This window comes from Pseudomonas sp. TKO26 (genome assembly GCF_003225665.1).
Taxonomy (GTDB): domain Bacteria; phylum Pseudomonadota; class Gammaproteobacteria; order Pseudomonadales; family Pseudomonadaceae; genus Aquipseudomonas; species Aquipseudomonas saponiphila.
Map to the genome: position 1 here is coordinate 68,129 of NZ_QKLN01000017.1, position 16,303 is coordinate 84,431.

At 63.0% G+C, this 16,303-nt stretch carries 12 protein-coding genes; 4 read left to right on the forward strand and 8 right to left on the reverse strand.

Going from position 1 to position 16,303, the window contains the following annotated elements; translation table 11 throughout:
* Positions 1 to 197: 197 nt before the first annotated feature.
* Entirely contained in the window at positions 198 to 1,325 is a 1,128-nt protein-coding gene (locus DNK59_RS21665) for a branched-chain amino acid ABC transporter substrate-binding protein (RefSeq protein WP_110724545.1), read from the reverse strand.
* A gap of 340 nt (positions 1,326 to 1,665) precedes the next feature.
* Here DNK59_RS21665 and DNK59_RS21670 point away from each other — a divergent pair, with 340 nt between their 5' ends.
* The gene (locus DNK59_RS21670) at positions 1,666 to 1,971 is read left to right on the forward strand and encodes a DUF2288 domain-containing protein (RefSeq protein ID WP_110724579.1); all 306 of its coding nucleotides are present in this window, start codon (positions 1,666 to 1,668) and stop codon (positions 1,969 to 1,971) included.
* Positions 1,972 to 2,225: 254 nt separating this feature from the next.
* Here DNK59_RS21670 and DNK59_RS21675 read toward each other — a convergent pair whose 3' ends face one another.
* On the reverse strand, positions 2,226 to 4,406 hold the full coding sequence (locus DNK59_RS21675) for a hypothetical protein (RefSeq protein ID WP_092320224.1): 2,181 nt from the start codon (positions 4,404 to 4,406) through the stop codon (positions 2,226 to 2,228).
* A gap of 198 nt (positions 4,407 to 4,604) precedes the next feature.
* Between DNK59_RS21675 and DNK59_RS21680 the strand changes: the two genes are divergently transcribed.
* Positions 4,605 to 5,501, forward strand: a complete 897-nt coding sequence (locus DNK59_RS21680) for an NAD(P)-dependent oxidoreductase (RefSeq protein ID WP_110724546.1) — start codon at positions 4,605 to 4,607, stop codon at positions 5,499 to 5,501.
* Here DNK59_RS21680 and DNK59_RS21685 read toward each other — a convergent pair.
* On the reverse strand, positions 5,392 to 7,668 hold the full coding sequence (locus tag DNK59_RS21685) for a bifunctional diguanylate cyclase/phosphodiesterase (RefSeq protein ID WP_110724547.1): 2,277 nt from the start codon (positions 7,666 to 7,668) through the stop codon (positions 5,392 to 5,394). The two genes, DNK59_RS21680 and DNK59_RS21685, sit on opposite strands and share 110 nt — an antisense overlap.
* Before the next feature lie 142 nt (positions 7,669 to 7,810).
* Positions 7,811 to 8,179, reverse strand: a complete 369-nt coding sequence (locus DNK59_RS21690; protein WP_092320227.1) for a YkgJ family cysteine cluster protein — start codon at positions 8,177 to 8,179, stop codon at positions 7,811 to 7,813.
* 326 nt (positions 8,180 to 8,505) lie between these two features.
* On the opposite strand from DNK59_RS21690, the gene DNK59_RS21695 reads away from it, so the two are divergent.
* Entirely contained in the window at positions 8,506 to 9,852 is a 1,347-nt protein-coding gene (locus tag DNK59_RS21695) for an MFS transporter (protein WP_110724548.1), read from the forward strand.
* Between the two features lie 175 nt (positions 9,853 to 10,027).
* Here DNK59_RS21695 and rapA read toward each other — a convergent pair whose 3' ends face one another.
* Positions 10,028 to 12,877 carry an RNA polymerase-associated protein RapA gene (gene rapA, locus DNK59_RS21700; RefSeq protein ID WP_110724549.1) on the reverse strand — a complete coding sequence of 950 codons (2,850 nt, stop codon included), beginning with the start codon at positions 12,875 to 12,877 and terminating at the stop codon, positions 10,028 to 10,030.
* 219 nt (positions 12,878 to 13,096) lie between these two features.
* Here rapA and DNK59_RS21705 point away from each other — a divergent pair, with 219 nt between their 5' ends.
* Complete coding sequence (locus tag DNK59_RS21705; RefSeq protein WP_092320230.1) at positions 13,097 to 13,438, forward strand: aspartate-semialdehyde dehydrogenase; 342 nt, start codon at positions 13,097 to 13,099, stop codon at positions 13,436 to 13,438.
* On the opposite strand, the gene DNK59_RS21710 is transcribed toward DNK59_RS21705, so the two are convergent.
* The 3 genes from DNK59_RS21710 to DNK59_RS21720 all read right to left on the reverse strand — a co-directional run bounded on the left by DNK59_RS21710 (position 13,435) and on the right by DNK59_RS21720 (position 16,116).
* Positions 13,435 to 14,640 carry an aminotransferase class V-fold PLP-dependent enzyme gene (locus tag DNK59_RS21710; protein ID WP_371920312.1) on the reverse strand — a complete coding sequence of 402 codons (1,206 nt, stop codon included), beginning with the start codon at positions 14,638 to 14,640 and terminating at the stop codon, positions 13,435 to 13,437. The genes DNK59_RS21705 and DNK59_RS21710 overlap by 4 nt on opposite strands.
* Positions 14,637 to 15,107 (reverse strand): RidA family protein, encoded by a 471-nt coding sequence (locus DNK59_RS21715; RefSeq protein WP_110724550.1) that lies wholly within the window; start codon positions 15,105 to 15,107, stop codon positions 14,637 to 14,639. The genes DNK59_RS21710 and DNK59_RS21715 overlap by 4 nt, the downstream gene beginning before the upstream one ends.
* Positions 15,108 to 15,195: 88 nt before the next feature.
* Positions 15,196 to 16,116 (reverse strand): LysR substrate-binding domain-containing protein, encoded by a 921-nt coding sequence (locus DNK59_RS21720; RefSeq protein ID WP_256596539.1) that lies wholly within the window; start codon positions 16,114 to 16,116, stop codon positions 15,196 to 15,198.
* Between the last annotated feature and the right edge of the window lie 187 nt (positions 16,117 to 16,303).

Below are 16,303 nucleotides of genomic sequence, written 5' to 3' on the forward strand. Positions count from 1 at the left end.
CTGGTGGAGTCATTTTCCCGCCCAGGCCCCGTGGATCTGCACCCACTTCGGGCTGGGTTTTGCCAGCGAACCGCTGATGACGGTTTTGAGATTTTCAGGTGGGCGGGATTCCGGATCACGGAATACAGGCCCATACATTCGTAAAACAAAGCCCACGGCGAGCCGTGGGCTTTATTGGCAGTCAGTCAGGCCGCGCCTTACTGAGGAGAAACTTCGGTTTTAGGTTTGCCGAAGTGCCACTCGTAGACCACGAATTTGAAGTCTTTCAAGTCGCCCTTGGCATCGAAGCTCAGGTCGCCGGTGGGGGTCTTGAAGGTGCCGGCGTGGATGGCTTCAGCCACCTTGCCCGCGTCTTCGCTCTTGGCGTTGGTAATGGCACCAGCGATCACTTCAACGGCGGAGTAGGAAGGGAATACGAAAGGACCGCTCGGGTCTTCTTTCTTGGCCTTGAACGCGTCAGCCAGGGCGACGTTGGCCGGGTCCTGGTCGAAGGATTTCGGCAGGGTTACCAGCAGGCCTTCGGAGGCGTCCTTGGCGATCTGCGAAATGGAGTCGTTACCCACGCCTTCCGGACCCATGAACTTGGCCTTCAGGCCCTTTTCCTGGGATTGACGCAGGATCAGGCCCAGCTCCGGGTGGTAGCCGCCGTAGTAGACGAAGTCGACGTTGGCTTGCTTGAGCTTGGCGATCAGCGAAGAGAAGTCCTTGTCGCCGGCGTTGATGCCTTCGAACACGGCAACCTTGGTGCCTTTCTTCTCCAGGGTCTGCTTCACGGCGGTGGCGATGCCTTCACCGTATTGCTGTTTGTCGTGGAGCACGGCGACGATCTTCGGCTTCACGTGGTCGGCGATGTAGTTGCCGGCGGCCGGGCCCTGGGCGCTGTCCAGGCCGATGGTGCGGAACACCATCTTGTAACCACGAGCGGTGATGTCCGGGCTGGTGGCGGCGGGGGTGATCATCACCACGCCTTCATCTTCGTAGATGTCGGAAGCGGGTTGAGTGGAGCTGGAGCAGAGGTGGCCGACCACGAACTTGACGCCATCGTTGACCACTTTGTTGGCCACCGCCACGGCTTGTTTAGGGTCGCAGGCGTCATCGTATTCAACGGCTTCGAGCTTCTTGCCGTTGACGCCGCCCTTGGCGTTGATCTGTTCGATGGCCATTTTGGCGCCACTGAACTGCATGTCGCCGTATTGGGCTACCGGGCCGGTCTTGGGGCCGGCGATACCGATCTTGATGGTGTCAGCTGCGAACGAATGGCTGGCAACACCGGCCAGGACCATAGCGGCAAACAGTTTGGAAATCTGCTTAGTAGCCTTATTCATAGTGCTCCACTCTTACTGTTGTAATTTTTATAGTTCCGGCGGCCTTGGGTCGCAGAACCGAATCAGATATTTCGCGAATACCCGTCGGAAATGCCCCTGGCAACTGTACCGGTACAGTGTAGAGCGCCGGTTGTTCGCTTGAAAAGCTGGCGGCTGGGGGCAAAAACGCGGAGTGTCGCTTAATTGAAAGAAAAAGACAGATTTGCGGCGTGGCTTGCGCCCGGTTTGGCGTCAGTCCCTGGCGCTTCTGAGCTTCTCGATCGGTGACGCATTTGCTTCTGGGTTTTTCTGCCAGAGCACCGACGTTATGATTGCGCCGATTTCATTTCTGGACAGTCCCATGACTCAAGAACCTAGCACCCTCTATGCCAAGCTGCTTGGTGAGACCGCATCTATCAGCTGGAAGGAACTGGAGCCGTTCTTCGCCAAGGGTGCCCTATTGTGGGTCGAGGCCGACCTGGATCTGATCGAGGCAGCCCAGGCCGTGGCCGAGAATCAGGCAGAAAAAGTCGCGGCCTGGTTGGCCGAAGGGAAGGTTGAAAAGCTGTCTGCGACGCGGGCGTCCGATCTGTTGGAACGCGATCCGCAGCTCTGGGCGGTAGTGGTTTCGCCGTGGATTCTGACCCAGGAAAGGGCGTCGCGCTGAAGGCGTGCACCGATCAAGTGCGCTGTTTTGTAGGACAAAAGTGTGTAGCCGAGTAACTGTGAATCCGGTGATGGCATCTTGCCGTAGAGAAAGGCCCCACAAGGGTTTCAGCCAGGGTGACGTTCACGGAAGGGGCACAGTTTCAAGTCGGTCCGACGAGCTGCTTAATTGTTTCGTGCTGTAAGCAAAAAAGCCATTTGCCAGCAAGCTGGCTCCTACGCCCTGTAGGAGCCGGCTTGCTGGCGAAGCCCTTCTTAATACGCCGTCTTGCCCGTGTGGCTGTTGAGGGAGATGACCCGGGTCTTGCCGATGCGGTGACGGTAGATCTCGCGCAGGTACTTGATGGCCTTCTTCACGCAATCCCGGGACAGGCGGATGTCGTTGATCGAGACGAACTTGTCCTTGTCGTTGATCAGCTCGCGGTATTTCTTCTCGTACATCGGCTTGATCGCGTACCAGTTGGTGTCGAGGATCTTCGCCGGGTTCTCGAATTCGTTGAGCAGGTCGTCGATGCGGTCTTCGTCGAATTGTTCGCTGACGATGAAATCCAGCACCGAGTTGTCCAGGGTGTCGTCGAAGCGGTACGGATTGCGCGCAAAGCAACGCTTGATAAAGGCCACGATCAGGGTCAGGAAATCGTCCGACAGGCACGGGCTCTTGGCGATCAGGGTGGTCAGCGACAGGTTGGCCGAGGCGCCGATCACCAGTGCATAGCGCTTGAGGGTGGTGTTGGGGAACAGGCTGTTGAGGTGGGTCTTGAGCCGGTTCAGGTCCATGTACGAGAGCTTGTAGTCCTTGGGCAGGGAGACGATCGACACCACCGACGAGCAGTTCTTGAAGAAGTGCAGGTCGTGCAGCGCCGCTGCGTCATAACCCGAAGCCTTGTACTGCTCCAGGGCCGCGCGATAGCGCTTGGACTCGATCGGCAGCAGGCTGATGCCCTCGATGGCCTGGGTCACCTTGTTGAAGTGCGGCAGGTCGATGGAGCGGAAGAACAGGTCGTCGATGTTCAGGCGCTGCGGCTCTTTCTCGAACACCTTGAACTTGTCGCCGGTGGGCACCGGCTGCTCCGGCACCACGGATTCGGCGTAGGCGATCGCCACCGGGCCGGCCAGGCTCATGAACAGGTCGTTGGCGTCCAGGCGGATGGTTTCGCCGATGTCGATACCGGCGCGCCGGAAGTAGTTCTGGTCGTAGTCGGTGGTCACCGCCTGGGCGGTGAGGATGTTGAAGATCTGCTGGGAGATGTACTGGTTGGCGTGCTTCTCCATGGCGTTGACGTCGATGTTCTGGATGTTGCCGTCATCGCTTTCTTCGGCGTAACGCATGATGTCGTTGGAGATCAGCATCATCGCGTTCCATGGGCGGATCCGCCCCATCACACTGGCTTCGCTGCTGTCTTCGTTGTCGAAGTTGTAGGAGAAGTCCCACTCTTCCGAAAGGTATTTGCACAGCAGGCGGCCGGCGTTGATGTGCAGCGCCTCGGACATTTCGCTGCGGTGGTCCGAAATGTTCGGTAGCACGCAGATGCCGCTGGTGAAGATCGGCTCGAAGACGAAGGAGTGCCCGCTCTTGCTGTCGTGCTCGTCCATCGGCTTGGTGTCGAACGTCTTGTTCATGTACGAGTACTGCTGGGCCAGGCCGAACTCCGAGGCCATGCCCGAACCGGTACCGCCGCCGGCACTGAAGATCGAGAAGTACAGGCGCGACTGGTTGGCCTTGATCCCGCAGGAGTCGATCAGGTACGAGTGGATCATTTTCCAGTCGGGGCTGGAGAAGCGCTGGGTGTCCTTGTTGAGGATGATCTTGGCCAGGTACTGGCCGAGGATCGGCGCGTTACCGGCGCCACCGGCGTGGACTTCCGAGAGGTCCATGATCTTCATCTTGCTGTAGTCGCGGATGAAGCCGCTCTTTTCGCCCTTGCGCGAGAAGCGGATGCGCCCGGCGATGTCCTTGTCCAGGTCGCCGAGCATCACCAGCGGTTCCACCAGGAACACCGGCTTGCTGGCCTTGCTCTGGCCCAGGCGCAGGTTCTGGCGAATCCACTGCGCGGGGCTGTAGCCGCCTTCGTAGGTCTTGTCTTCGTTGTTGAATTCGTTGAGGTAGAACTTGCGGGCGTTGTACACCAGCTCCGCGACATCCAGGGCGATGTTGGAGCCGCAGCGGCCCAGGCCGATCAGGCACACCGACGGAAACTCCTGGTCGCGGCGGTTTTCCTGCTCGTCTTCCAGGTGCGCTGGGCGCGGGAACACGGAATCGCGCAGGCCGTCGAGGTTGTCGAGGATGCGGTCGGTGTTGGTTTCGGTGAAGTACAGGTACTGCTGGGTCGACAGGGGGCGTGAACTGGACAATGGCTTCGTATCTGAGGGGCTTGATGTGGGGGAGGTCAGCGTCATCTCGGAGACTGCGTTGGCAGGGTTGTTTTTAGAAGTCATTGTGCGCCATATGCCTGGTCTGGTTGGCTCGGGGACGAGGTGTCAGCGAACCATCACGGAATGGGACCTCGTCGCTGTGTGGAGCGCGAATTTTGCCCAAGGCGTCAGGGTATTTACTGAGCGGCGCTCGGGGGAATCCTTTCCTGAATCATGATGAATCGGCCAGTATTCGGTGATCTTTAATCAAATGGGGGCAATATGATGTCAGCGTTACCTTCGCTCGGGTTTGCCGGAATCGGCCTGATGGGCTTGCCGATGTGCCGTCGGCTGCTGGCGGCGGGCTATCCGCTGGCGGTATGGAACCGCAACCCGGAAAAGTGCGCGCCCCTGGTGGCCGCCGGGGCGCGACAAGTAGCCACACCGGCGCAGCTCTGCGAACAGGCGGACCTGGTGCTGTTGTGCCTGGCCAACACCGAGGTGGTGCGCGACGTGGTGTTTGGCCCGGAAGGTATCGCCCAGGGCGCGCGGGCCGGGCAGCTGCTGCTGGACCTGTCCAGCCTGGAGCCCACGGCGACTCGGGAAATGGCCGCCGAACTGGCCCGCAGCAGAGGCATGGCCTGGGTCGATGCGCCGGTCTCCGGCGGCACGCAAGGCGCCGAGGCCGGTAGTCTGGCGATCATGGTTGGTGGCGCATCAGCGGATGTCGAGCGGGTGCGCCCGGTGTTGCTGGCATTGGGGCAGCGGGTCACGCACATGGGCGCGGTGGGAGCCGGTCAGGTGACCAAGGCCTGCAACCAGATGATCGTCGCCTGCAACGCCTTGGTGATTGCCGAAGTGGTGGCCCTGGCCGAGCGTTCGGGGGTGGATGCCAAGCGCATCGCCGAGGCCCTGGCCGGTGGCTTTGCCGATTCGAAACCCTTGCAGATTCTCGCTCCGCAAATGGCCGAGAGCCGTTTCGAGCCGGTGAAGTGGCATGTGCGGACCCTGCTCAAGGACCTGGATGGCGCGGTGAAGTTGTCTCGGGAACAGGGTTCGGCGACTCCGATCAGCGGATTAGCTGCACAGTTGATGCGCCTGCATGGAGCACAGGGCCACCTGGAGCAGGATCCGGCGACCCTGGTCCGCCTGTACCGGGATTCGACAGCACTGGATTGAGCCGGTCCTGGCGCTGGTCCAGTTCATCCAGCACCCGGTGCAGGTCCTGCAGCGGCACCGGGCGGCTGAGCAGGTAGCCCTGCAGGTAGTCGCAGCCGTAGCGTTCCAGGAAGCGCTGTTGCTCCAGCGTCTCGACCCCCTCGGTGACCACCTGCAGGTGCAGGGTGTGGGCCATGACGATGATCGCCTGAACGATCTCCATGTCCTGGGTTGAATGGGGGATGTCCTGAATGAACGAGCGGTCGATCTTCAGCGTGTTCAGCGGCAGGCGCTTGAGGTAGGCCAGGGACGAATAGCCCGTGCCGAAGTCGTCGATCGACAGCGACACCCCCAGCTCGCGGATCTGCTGGAGCAGCGCCAGGGTGCTGGCGATGTTGCCCATCAGGGCATTTTCCGTGACCTCCAGTTCCAGGCGCTGCGGCGCCACCCGGGCGTCGCGCAGGGCGCTTTGGATTTCCGTGGCCAAGGCCTCGCGCGTCAGGTTCAGGGCCGAGCAGTTGACCGCGATCTTCAGTTCGTCGCGCCCCTGTTGCGAGAGGAAGCTCAGGTCCTGGCAGGCCTTGCGCAGTACCCAGTTGTCCAGTTCGGCGATCATGCCGTTGGCTTCGGCGATGTTGATGAAGCGATCCGGGCTCAGCAGACCGTGTTGCGGGTGTTGCCAGCGGATCAGGGCTTCGAGCTTGGTAACCCTGGCGTGCTTGAGGTCGTAGATCGGCTGGTAGTGCAGCAGCAGCCCTTGATCGTCGCGCAGGGCATTGCGCAGCTCCTCCTCCAGTTGCAGCTCCAGGCTGGCCCGGGTCTTGAGGCTGGTGTTGAAGAAATGCAGGTTATTGCGCCCGGAGTCCTTGGACTCATACAGCGCCAGGTCGGCGTTTTTCAGCAGTTCCTCGCACGTCTTGCCGTCATCGGGGAAGACGCTGATACCGATACTGGTGGTCATCACCATGCGCCGGCCGCCAAGCTCGATCGGCTCCTTCATCCTGTGCATGATGCGTTGGGCCATGTGCCGCGCCTCATCGCGCTCGTGGAGAGTGAGGAGAATGCAGAACTCGTCGCCGCCGAGGCGGGCCACCACGTCTTCATGGCTGCGGGTGGAACTCTTGATATGCCCGGCGATGACCTTGAGCAACTCGTCGCCGGCGTCGTGGCCCAGGCTGTCGTTGATGCGCTTGAAATGATCGATGTCGAGGAACATCACCGCCAGCATGCCGCCGTAGCGGGTCTTCTCCATGAGTTTTTCCGCAAACAGCTGGTTGAAGCCGCGGCGGTTGATCAGGTTGGTCAGGGCGTCGTAGTGGGCCACCTGCTGCAGGGACATCCGGGCCTGGTCCAGTTGCGAGAGCAAGGCATTGACCCGGCGCAGGTCGCGTTCCTTGTGCTGCAGTTTCTTGTCCGCCAGGGCCGCGCTGATGCCGCTGCCGATGATCAGCAGGATGATCACGCTGAGGGTCAGGCCCAGTTGCAGGTGCTCGTTGGGAATCGCCGGGACGGCCGGACTGCCGGCGGGCAGGACCAGGGTCATGGACCACATGCCGGTGAAGTGCATCAGCACGATGCCGCCGCCCAGCAACAGGCTGCTGGCGTACTTGAGCAGTTGATGGAACATCCCGCTGCCTTCGCGCAGGTGCCGGGACAGCAGCAGCGCCGCCAGGCTGCAAGCGATCGCCAGCAGCAGCGACAGGCCCATGAGCAGCGGCTGGTAATACAGGCTGGCGCTGGAGCGCATGGCCGAGACGCCGACGTAGTGCATGCCGCTGATGCCCAGGCCGATCCATATCGCGGCAATGGCGCAGCGCCACAATGGCAATTGCTGGTGGCTCAGGGTGTTCATCGCCAGCCAGGCGGCAATCAACGCGATGAGCAGGGAAAGCAGGGTCGGTGACAGGTCGTAGTGAATCGTCAGAGGCGCTTCGAACGCCAGCATGCCGATGAAGTGCATGGTCCAGATACCGCCGGCCAGGCAGCAGGCGCCGACCCAGCGCCACAGGCGTTGACTGGTCGGTTGCTCGACGTGGCTGACGCGTTCGGCCATGTCCAGGGTCGCGAAGCTGGCGGCGCAGGCCACCAGGTAGGCCAGCAGCACCAGAACCGGGTTATGAGTGCAGTGCAGAACCACCTGCCCACTGTCTGGAAGCTCGCTGATGAAATGCACACCCAGCCAGTCCATAGAATGCCCATCTCTGAGTCATAGGAGGTCGGCGGAGCCGCGCGCCAACGAGTGCTTGGAGTATAGAAGGCACCCGGTGGCTGCAATCGGGGGTGGCATTTTGCTGCCAATGATTTGCTTATGAGCGCTATCGCCAATGGCGCTAAGCGCTTTTCTCGAACCAGGGCTCGTGATCGATGGGGTCCAGGGGCGCGAGGCCGAAGGCCGCGCGGGCGGCGTCGCAATCGCTGTTGTGCTGGCCGTCGGCCCAGGAAGCCTCGAACTCCCGGCACGGGCTGGAACGCTGTTGATAAATTGTGCAGCTCACGCGCTCGCCGACTTCGCCTTCAAGGGCGATGCAGCGCGGCGACTTGCAGTCGGTGCCGAGCATGGCCACCCGAGTGGGATTGATGCTCTGCACCAGATCGTCGGGGACCGTACCACCGGATGAGGCGCATTCGCCCCAGAAAAAAGACACACGAAAGTATGAACAGCAGGCACCGCAATTCAGACACGGACTGGCTTCGGACATAGGCGTATTCAAAGGGAAAGGGGGAGGGTAAAGGGGGTAGGCAGGCGGCTATTCTAGGCTTCCCATCGGCCATGGGAAGGGGGGGCGCGAGGTATTTTTTCAACCTCGGCCAAGTCCTTGAAAAGACTGGCAAGCGCCCGGGTGGCGGGGGCTGTGGCGGATTGGCCGATGCCCGGATCGGTGCCTTGAGGCCCGCCCCGGGCGCCTGGCTGCGATGAGTCGATATCAGGCTGGCGAATAATCACAGACAGCTGCAGCGGGCCTGACTAGATTGCAGCTTCCAGGCTCGCTTGCGTCTGGCCGAATAACAATAAAGAGATCGACCCATGGATAACTCGACTCAAGCGGCAAATGCCTGGCGCATTTTGTTCCTGTTGTTTTTGGCAAACCTGTTCAACTTCTTCGATCGCACCATCCCCGCCATCATCATCGAGCCGATCCGCATGGAATGGCACCTGAGCGACTTTCAGCTGGGGATCATCGGCACCGCCTTCACCCTCGTCTACGCCATCGCCGGCCTGCCCCTGGGGCGCCTGGCCGACACCGGCTCGCGCAGCAAACTGATGGGCTGGGGGCTGGCGGTGTGGAGCGGACTCACCGCAGTTAACGGCATGGTCGGCAGTTTCTGGAGCTTCCTGCTGGTGCGCATGGGGGTCGGCATCGGCGAAGCCAGCTATGCGCCGGCGGCCAACTCGCTGATTGGCGACCTGTTTCCGGCCCATCGTCGGGCCCGGGCCATGGGGATCTTCATGCTCGGCCTGCCCCTGGGGCTGGTGCTGGCGTTCTTCACCATCGGGGCCATGGTCAAGGCCTTCGACAGCTGGCGGGCGCCATTCTTCATTGCCGCGGTGCCGGGGCTGGTGCTGGCGGTGTTCATGTTCTTCATCAAGGAGCCCAAGCGCGGCGCCGCGGAAACGGTGAAGGTGGCGCAAGTACCTATCGACCGACCGATCCGCCGGGTGCTGGCGATCCCGACCTTTCTCTGGCTGACCCTGGCCGGGCTGACCTTCAACTTCGCCACCTACGCCTGCAACTCGTTCCTGGTGCCGATGCTCCAGCGTTACTTCCTCATGCCCCTGCAGGAGGCGGCGATGGCCACCGGGCTGATCGTCGGTGTCACCGGGCTGGTGGGGCTGACCCTGGGCGGCTGGTGCGCCGACAAGATCCATCAGCGGGTTGCCAACGGGCGCCTGCTGTTCGCCGCCTGCAGCCTGATCATCTCGACCCTGGCCACCGCCTGGGCGCTGCATGCCGGGCGCGTCGAGATCGGGGTGTTTGTCGCGGTCTTCAGTGTCGGCTGGCTGTTTGCCTACAACTTCTACACCTGCGTCTACACCGCCCTGCAGGATGTGGTCGAGCCGCGCTTGCGGGCCACCGCCATGGCCCTGTTCTTCGCCGGCCTGTACTTGCTGGGCGGCGGCCTGGGACCGGTGGTGGTCGGTGCGCTATCGGACCATTTCGCCCACTCGGCGATGTATGACGCAGGCGCGCAACTGATGACCGAGGAGTTCAAGGCCATCGGCCTGCACGACGCCATGTACCTGATTCCGGTGGCGCTGTTCCTGACCCTGGTGTTTCTGTTTCAGGCCGCCCGTTGCTTTGTCGGCGACTCCCAGCGCATGAAGGACGATTTGGCGCTGGCCGCGCCTGCTGCGCGTGCGCTGGTGGTCTGAGCCTGCGCGCCGCGCCCTCCGTAGGAGCCGGCTTGCCGGCGAAGGGGACGAAAGAGTTCGAGGTTGGGGGCGTTGCTGCGAGGGCGCTTTCGCGGGCAAGCCCGCTCCTACAGGTGGTAGGCAACAAAAAGCCCGCATGATGCGGGCTTTTTGTTGAGCGGATGGAGCCAGGCAATCAGCCCGCCACCAGCACCCGGATCGCTTCCAGGCGCAGGGCGGCTTTATCCAGCATCGCCAGGCCCTGTTCCCGTTGCTTGCGCAGGGCGACCAGCTCGCTGTCACGTACCGTCGGGTTGACCGCTTGCAAGGCCGTCAGGCGCGCCAGCTCCTCGTCGGTATCGGCGGCCAGGCGACGTTTCGCTTCAGCCACACGCTCGGCGTGGCGTGGCGCGACCTTGGCTTCACCTGCGTTGATCTTCGGCGCCAGTTGGTCGCGCTGGGCCTGGATGAACTTGTTGGCGCTGGCCTTGGGCACGCTTTCCAGCTGGTCGTTGAGGGTTTCGAAAGCCACCCGTGGCGACAGGTCGTTGCCGTTGGCATCCAGCAGGCAGCGCAGGGCGGCCGGCGGCAGGTAGCGGCCCAGTTGCAACGAGCGTGGAGCCACCACTTCACTGACGTACAGCAGCTCAAGCAGCACGGTGCCGGGTTTCAGCGCCTTGTTCTTGATCAGCGCCACGGCGGTGTTGCCCATGGAGCCGGATAGCACCAGGTCCATGCCGCCTTGCACCATCGGGTGTTCCCAGGTGATGAACTGCATGTCCTCGCGGGACAGCGCCTGGTTGCGGTCGTAGGTGATGGTCACGCCTTCGTCGTCGCCCAGGGGGAAGCTGGCGTCGAGCATCTTCTCGCTGGGCTTGAGGATCAGGGCGTTTTCCGAGTGGTCTTCGCTGTCGATGCCGAAGGCGTCGAACAGGGTTTCCATGTAGATCGGCAGGGCGAACTGGTCGTCTTGTTCGAGGATCGCCTCCACCAGCGCCTCGCCTTCACCGGCGCCGCCGGAGTTGAGTTCCAGCAGGCGGTCGCGGCCGGTGTGCAGTTCGGCTTCCAGGCGCTCGCGTTCGCCGCGGGCTTCGTCGATCAGGGCTTGCCACTCGCCATCATCGGCATTCTCCAGCAGCGGCAGCAGGCGCGGGCCGAACTGATGCTGCAGGGCGTTGCCGGTCGGGCAGGTATTGAGGAAGGCGTTCAGGGCTTCGTTGTACCACTGGAACAGACGCTCTTGCGGGCTGGTTTCCAGGTACGGCACGTGCAGTTCGATCACGTGTTTCTGGCCGATCCGGTCCAGACGGCCGATGCGCTGCTCCAGCAGGTCCGGGTGCGACGGCAGATCGAACAGCACCAGGTGGTGGGCGAACTGGAAGTTGCGGCCTTCACTGCCGATTTCCGAGCAGATCAGTACCTGGGCGCCGAACTCTTCGTCAGCGAAGTAGGCGGCGGCGCGGTCGCGTTCGAGGATGTTCATGCCCTCATGGAACACCGTGGCCGGGATGCCGGAACGCACGCGCAGGGCGTCTTCCAGGTCCATGGCGGTTTCGGCGTGGGCGCAGATCACCAGGACCTTGGTGCGCTTGAGCATTTTCAGCTGGTCGATCAGCCACTCGACCCGTGGGTCGAATTTCCACCAGCGCTGTTCTTCGTCGCCGGCCTCGGGCTGCGCCTGGAAGCTGACTTCCGGGTACAGCTCGGCGTGTTCGCCCAGGGGCAGTTCCAGGTATTCGTCCGGGCACGGCAGCGGGTAGGCATGCAGCTTGCGCTCCGGGAACCCCTGCACCGCGGCGCGGGTATTGCGGAATAGCACGCGGCCGGTGCCGTGGCGGTCCAGCAGTTCGCGCACCAGGCGCGCGCTGGCTTCGCTGTCGCCGTCGTTGACCGCGGCCAGCAGGGCTTCGCCTTCGTTGCCGAGGAAACCATGGATGGTCTGGTGCGCTTCGGCGGACAGGCGGCCCTTGTCCAGCAGTTCCTGCACGGCTTCGGCCACTGGACGGTAGTTTTCGCTCTCGGCACGGAAGGCCGCGAGGTCGTGGAAGCGGTTCGGGTCCAGCAGGCGTAAACGGGCGAAGTGGCTGTCCTGGCCCAGTTGTTCCGGGGTTGCGGTCAGCAGCAGCACGCCGGGGATGGTTTCGGCCAACTGTTCCACCAGGGCGTATTCCGGGCTGACCTGGTCTTCGTGCCACACCAGGTGGTGGGCCTCGTCCACCACCATCAGGTCCCAGCCAGCGGCGAACAGCGCGTCCTGGGCCTTCTCGTCGTCCACCAGCCACTCCAGGGCCACCAGGGCCAGCTGGGTGTCTTCGAACGGGTTGCTGGCATCGCTTTCGATAAAGCGCTCTTCATCGAACAGCGCCACTTGCAGGTTGAAGCGTCGGCGCATTTCCACCAGCCACTGGTGCTGGAGGTTTTCCGGAACCAGGATCAACACCCGGCTGGCACGGCCCGAGAGCAACTGGCGATGGATCACCAGGCCGGCTTCGATGGTCTTGCCCAGGCCCACTTCGTCCGCCAGCAGGACCCGCGGCGCGATGCGGTCGGCCACTTCACGGGCAATGTGCAACTGGTGGGCGATGGGTTGGGCGCGCACGCCACCCAGGCCCCAGAGCGAGGATTGCAGCTGGCGGCTGGTGTGTTCCAGGGTGTGGTAGCGCAGGGAGAACCAGGCCAGCGGGTCGATCTGCCCGGCGAACAGACGGTCGCTGGCCAGACGGAACTGGATGAAGTTCGAGAGCTGGGTTTCCGGCAGGGTGACGGCTTCGTTCTGCCCGTTGAGGCCGTGGTAGACCAGCAGGCCATCGACATCGTCGACTTCCTGAACGGTCATTTTCCAGCCTTCGAAGTGGGTGATGCTGTCACCCGGAGAGAACCTCACACGGGTGAGGGGCGCATTCCGTAGCGCATACTGGCGGGTGTCGCCAGTGGCCGGATAGAGCACGGTCAGCAAGCGACCGTCCTGTGCCAGAACGGTGCCTAAACCCAGCTCGGCTTCGCTGTCACTAATCCAGCGTTGCCCCGGTTGATACTGCTGCGCCATGCTGCCTGACTCCCGCTTTGAAAAAGCCGACTATCTTAACGGAACGACGCTTCCAGTCCAAAGAACTCTGACAAAAACCCCTGGATTAAAAGGTAGCGTAAGGCGTGCATTCGTCGGGTGGCGGGGCACTATCGGCTGACGACTGGGTCACACTTTTGCGACCGATGGCTCAAGTCGCCCATGCCGCAGCCGACAGCCTGCCGACAGGAGAACCATAATATGTTGCCACCGATGCTCCCCTTGAGTGCCGTGCCCATCACCGCCCAGCAGGATCCGGTCCGCCAGCGACCGGACATTCCACCTGTGGTGCCGGTGCAGGAAAGCTCCAACGAAAGCACCATCGACCTGCAAAAGCGCGATGCCGAGCAGTCGGCCCTGCTATTGCGTGAAGAGCAGCAGCGCCAGCAGGAAAAACAGCGGCGCAAGCGTGAGGCCGATGATGATCCCGAGCAGCACCTGGCCGTGCCCGGGGACGAGTTGAACGCCGACAACACCGTGCCGGTGGTGCCGCTGATTGAAGACGCCCCGCGCCAGGGCCTGTGGGTGGATGTCGAAGTCTAGGGCCGATGGGCTTGCGCCAGTTCCGCGAGGGCCTGCAACAGGCACTCGATTTCCTCTTCTGTATTGAAATAACTCACTGCGATCCGGGCTATGTCACTTAGGCCCCGGGCCTGCATGTCCAGCGGTGTGTAGTGAATGCCATTGGCGCCAATGTTGATGTCGCGGCGCGCCAGTTCCTCCTTCAGCGACAGTCCGTCCCAGCCTTCGAGGGTGAAGGCGATCAAGGCCGATTGCTGCCCCGGGCGGCCCAGATCCCGGAGTTGCACGCCGGGCAAACGCTCCAGCCCACTGCGTACGCTGTCGCTCAGCATCTGGATCCTCTGGGCGATGGCATCAATGCCGATGTGCTCCAGCTCCTGCAGGGCATTGGCCAGACCGGCCAGCAGCACCATCGACACTTCACTGGTTTCAAAGCGTCGGGCATCGTTGCGCAGGGCGAAGTCCTGGCCGTCCCAGGGGGCCGACAAGACGTCCCGTGGCAGCGGGTTGAGCTGTTCAAGGAAGCCCGGCCGTACATAGAGCAAGGCTGTGCCCCGAGGGCCGCGCAGATATTTGCGCCCGGCGGCCTTGAGCACATCGCAGCCCAGCGCCTGCACGTCACACGGCAACTGGCCCACAGCCTGGGCGGCGTCGATGAAATAGGGGATGCGCCATTGGCGCGCCAACTGGCCGATGGCGGCTGCCGGGTTGATCAGCCCGCCGTTGGCCGGCAGCCAGGTCAGGGCGATCAACCGCACCCGGGTGTCGAGCATGGATTGCAGCGCCTGGACTGAAACCGCGCCCTGGCTGTCGCAGGGAATCACCTCCAGCTGCGCGCCAGCCGCTATGGCCGGGGCCATGCAGGCCAGGTTGCCGGCCCATTCCTGGCGCCCTACGAGGATCCGGTCTCCCGGTTGCCAGGCGGGCAGGGCGTGGAAAGCCATGCCCCAGGCCGCCGAGCCACTGCTGGCAAAGGCAATCGCTTGCGGGTTGGTATTGAGCAGACGGGCCGCGGCTTGTCGCGCTTGTTCCTGCCACTGCGCGCCATGGCGGGCGGCTTCCATCGGTCCGCTGTGCGCTTCACGCTGCAGTTGGTCCAGCATGGCGTCCAGGGTGCCCTGGCTGGGCAATGAAGCCCCGGCATGATTGAAATGGCAGACCCGGGCACACCCTGGCGTGGCGGCCCGCAACCGGGAGATCTGCTCCAGGCCCAGGGGCTTCACGGCTTGAGCTCGAAAATCCCGTCGACCTCCACCGCGACACCGGCGGGCAGGCTGGCGACGCCGACTGAGGTGCGGGCATGCCGGCCCTTCTCGCCCAAGGCATTGACCAGCAGGTTGGAGGCCCCGTTGGCGACCTGGCCATGCTGTTTGAAGTCGGCGCTGGCGGCGATGAACACCCCCAGCCGACTGATGCGCTGCAGCCGTGACAGGTCGTCACCCAGGGCGGCCGCCAGCTGCGCCAGCAGGGCCAGGGCTGCCAGCTCGGCGGCCTGGGCGCCTTGCTCGACGCTGAGGTGGTCACCGAGCCGGCCAAGCAACTGCGGATGCTCCTCGGCCGACGGCGTCTGCCCGGAGATGAACAGCAGGTTCTGGCTGCGGACATGGTTGACGTAGTTGGCGATCGGCTGGCCAGGAAGCGGCAGTTCAAGACCCAGTTGTTGCACTCGTTGTTGCAGAGAGTCGCTCATGGCAAGTCCTCGAATGAAAGGCTTGCAGCATCGGTGTTCGCTCCCGGGGCGACAAACGGATAGATCTAATCCGACGTATCTGTATTTCTCATGTGTCGTGACCCTGCTCCCTCAACCCTTGCTCCATCAACTCCTGCTCTAACAACCCCTGCTCTAACAACCAGTGCGCAAAACACTCGGCCGACGGATTGGCTGCGCCTTCGGCGGTCACCAGCCAGTAGCCGATGTGAGGGCTGTGCAGGGAGGGCAGGTCGAAGGCATCCACCAGGCTGCCTTGGGCGAGGTGGCGCCGGATCAACTGGCGGCGGCCCATGGCGATGCCTTGGCCGGCCACTGCCGCTTCCACCACGATGTTGTAGTCATGGAGCATGACGCTGGGGTGGGAGCCGAGGTCGATCCTGTTCTGCCTGCTCCAGTCGTCCCATTCAAAGGGCCGGTGGGAACGGGCCATCAGCAAGGTGCCATTGGCCAGGGCGCGGGCCTTGAACTCAGGGCTGCACACTGGCGACAGCTGTTCGGCGAGAAAGCGCCTGGCCTCGACCTTGGGCCAGTTGCCCTTGCCGTAGCGAATGGCCAGGTCGACCTCGGCCCCGGCCACATCCGCCAGGTCGATTGCCGGCTGCAGTTCCAGCTGGATCTGTGGGTAACGGCGGCTGAAATCCACCAGGCGCGGGGCAAGCCACAAGGTGGCGAAGGACGCCAGCAGGCCAACGCGCAGCACCCGCGGCGGTTCTGCGGGCAGCAGTGCCCGGGTGGCGGCGGCGATCTGCTCCAGGGCTGGCTGGATCTGCCGGTAATAGCTGGCGCCTGCGGCGGTCAGGTCGATGGCGCGGGTACGCCGCACAAACAGTGGCTGGCCCAGGTGCTGTTCGAGCTTGTGCACTTGATGGCTGATCGCGCTCTGGCTGACACACAGCTCTCGGGCCGCGTTGCTGAAACTCAGGTGGCGGGCCACGGCCTCGAAGGCGCGCAGGGCCAGTAGGGGGGGCAGGTGCTGGGGCGTTTGCACATCCGCTTTCCTGTGGGTGGGGGCGGCCATTGTGCGGATAAAAAAACCTTCCGGCAGCGACTTTCTTGCATTCGCGTGGGTCTGATCACTGGTCAGGTGCGGCGCCGCGTCGCATTATTGGCACATTCGCCAGGGCCGCCGCGGGTTCCAGACCGCGCGGACGATATTGACTTCGAGTGATGCAAGC

Bases quoted from the DNA above. Each gene is read 5' to 3' on its own strand.
- DNK59_RS21665 (WP_110724545.1), bottom strand. From the start codon at position 1,325: ATGAATAAGGCTACTAAGCAGATTTCCAAACTGTTTGCCGCTATGGTC.
- DNK59_RS21670 (WP_110724579.1), top strand. From the start codon at position 1,666: ATGACTCAAGAACCTAGCACCCTCTATGCCAAGCTGCTTGGTGAGACC.
- DNK59_RS21675 (WP_092320224.1), bottom strand. From the start codon at position 4,406: ATGACTTCTAAAAACAACCCTGCCAACGCAGTCTCCGAGATGACGCTG.
- DNK59_RS21680 (WP_110724546.1), top strand. From the start codon at position 4,605: ATGATGTCAGCGTTACCTTCGCTCGGGTTTGCCGGAATCGGCCTGATG.
- DNK59_RS21685 (WP_110724547.1), bottom strand. From the start codon at position 7,668: ATGGACTGGCTGGGTGTGCATTTCATCAGCGAGCTTCCAGACAGTGGG.
- DNK59_RS21690 (WP_092320227.1), bottom strand. From the start codon at position 8,179: ATGTCCGAAGCCAGTCCGTGTCTGAATTGCGGTGCCTGCTGTTCATAC.
- DNK59_RS21695 (WP_110724548.1), top strand. From the start codon at position 8,506: ATGGATAACTCGACTCAAGCGGCAAATGCCTGGCGCATTTTGTTCCTG.
- rapA (WP_110724549.1), bottom strand. From the start codon at position 12,877: ATGGCGCAGCAGTATCAACCGGGGCAACGCTGGATTAGTGACAGCGAA.
- DNK59_RS21705 (WP_092320230.1), top strand. From the start codon at position 13,097: ATGTTGCCACCGATGCTCCCCTTGAGTGCCGTGCCCATCACCGCCCAG.
- DNK59_RS21715 (WP_110724550.1), bottom strand. From the start codon at position 15,107: ATGAGCGACTCTCTGCAACAACGAGTGCAACAACTGGGTCTTGAACTG.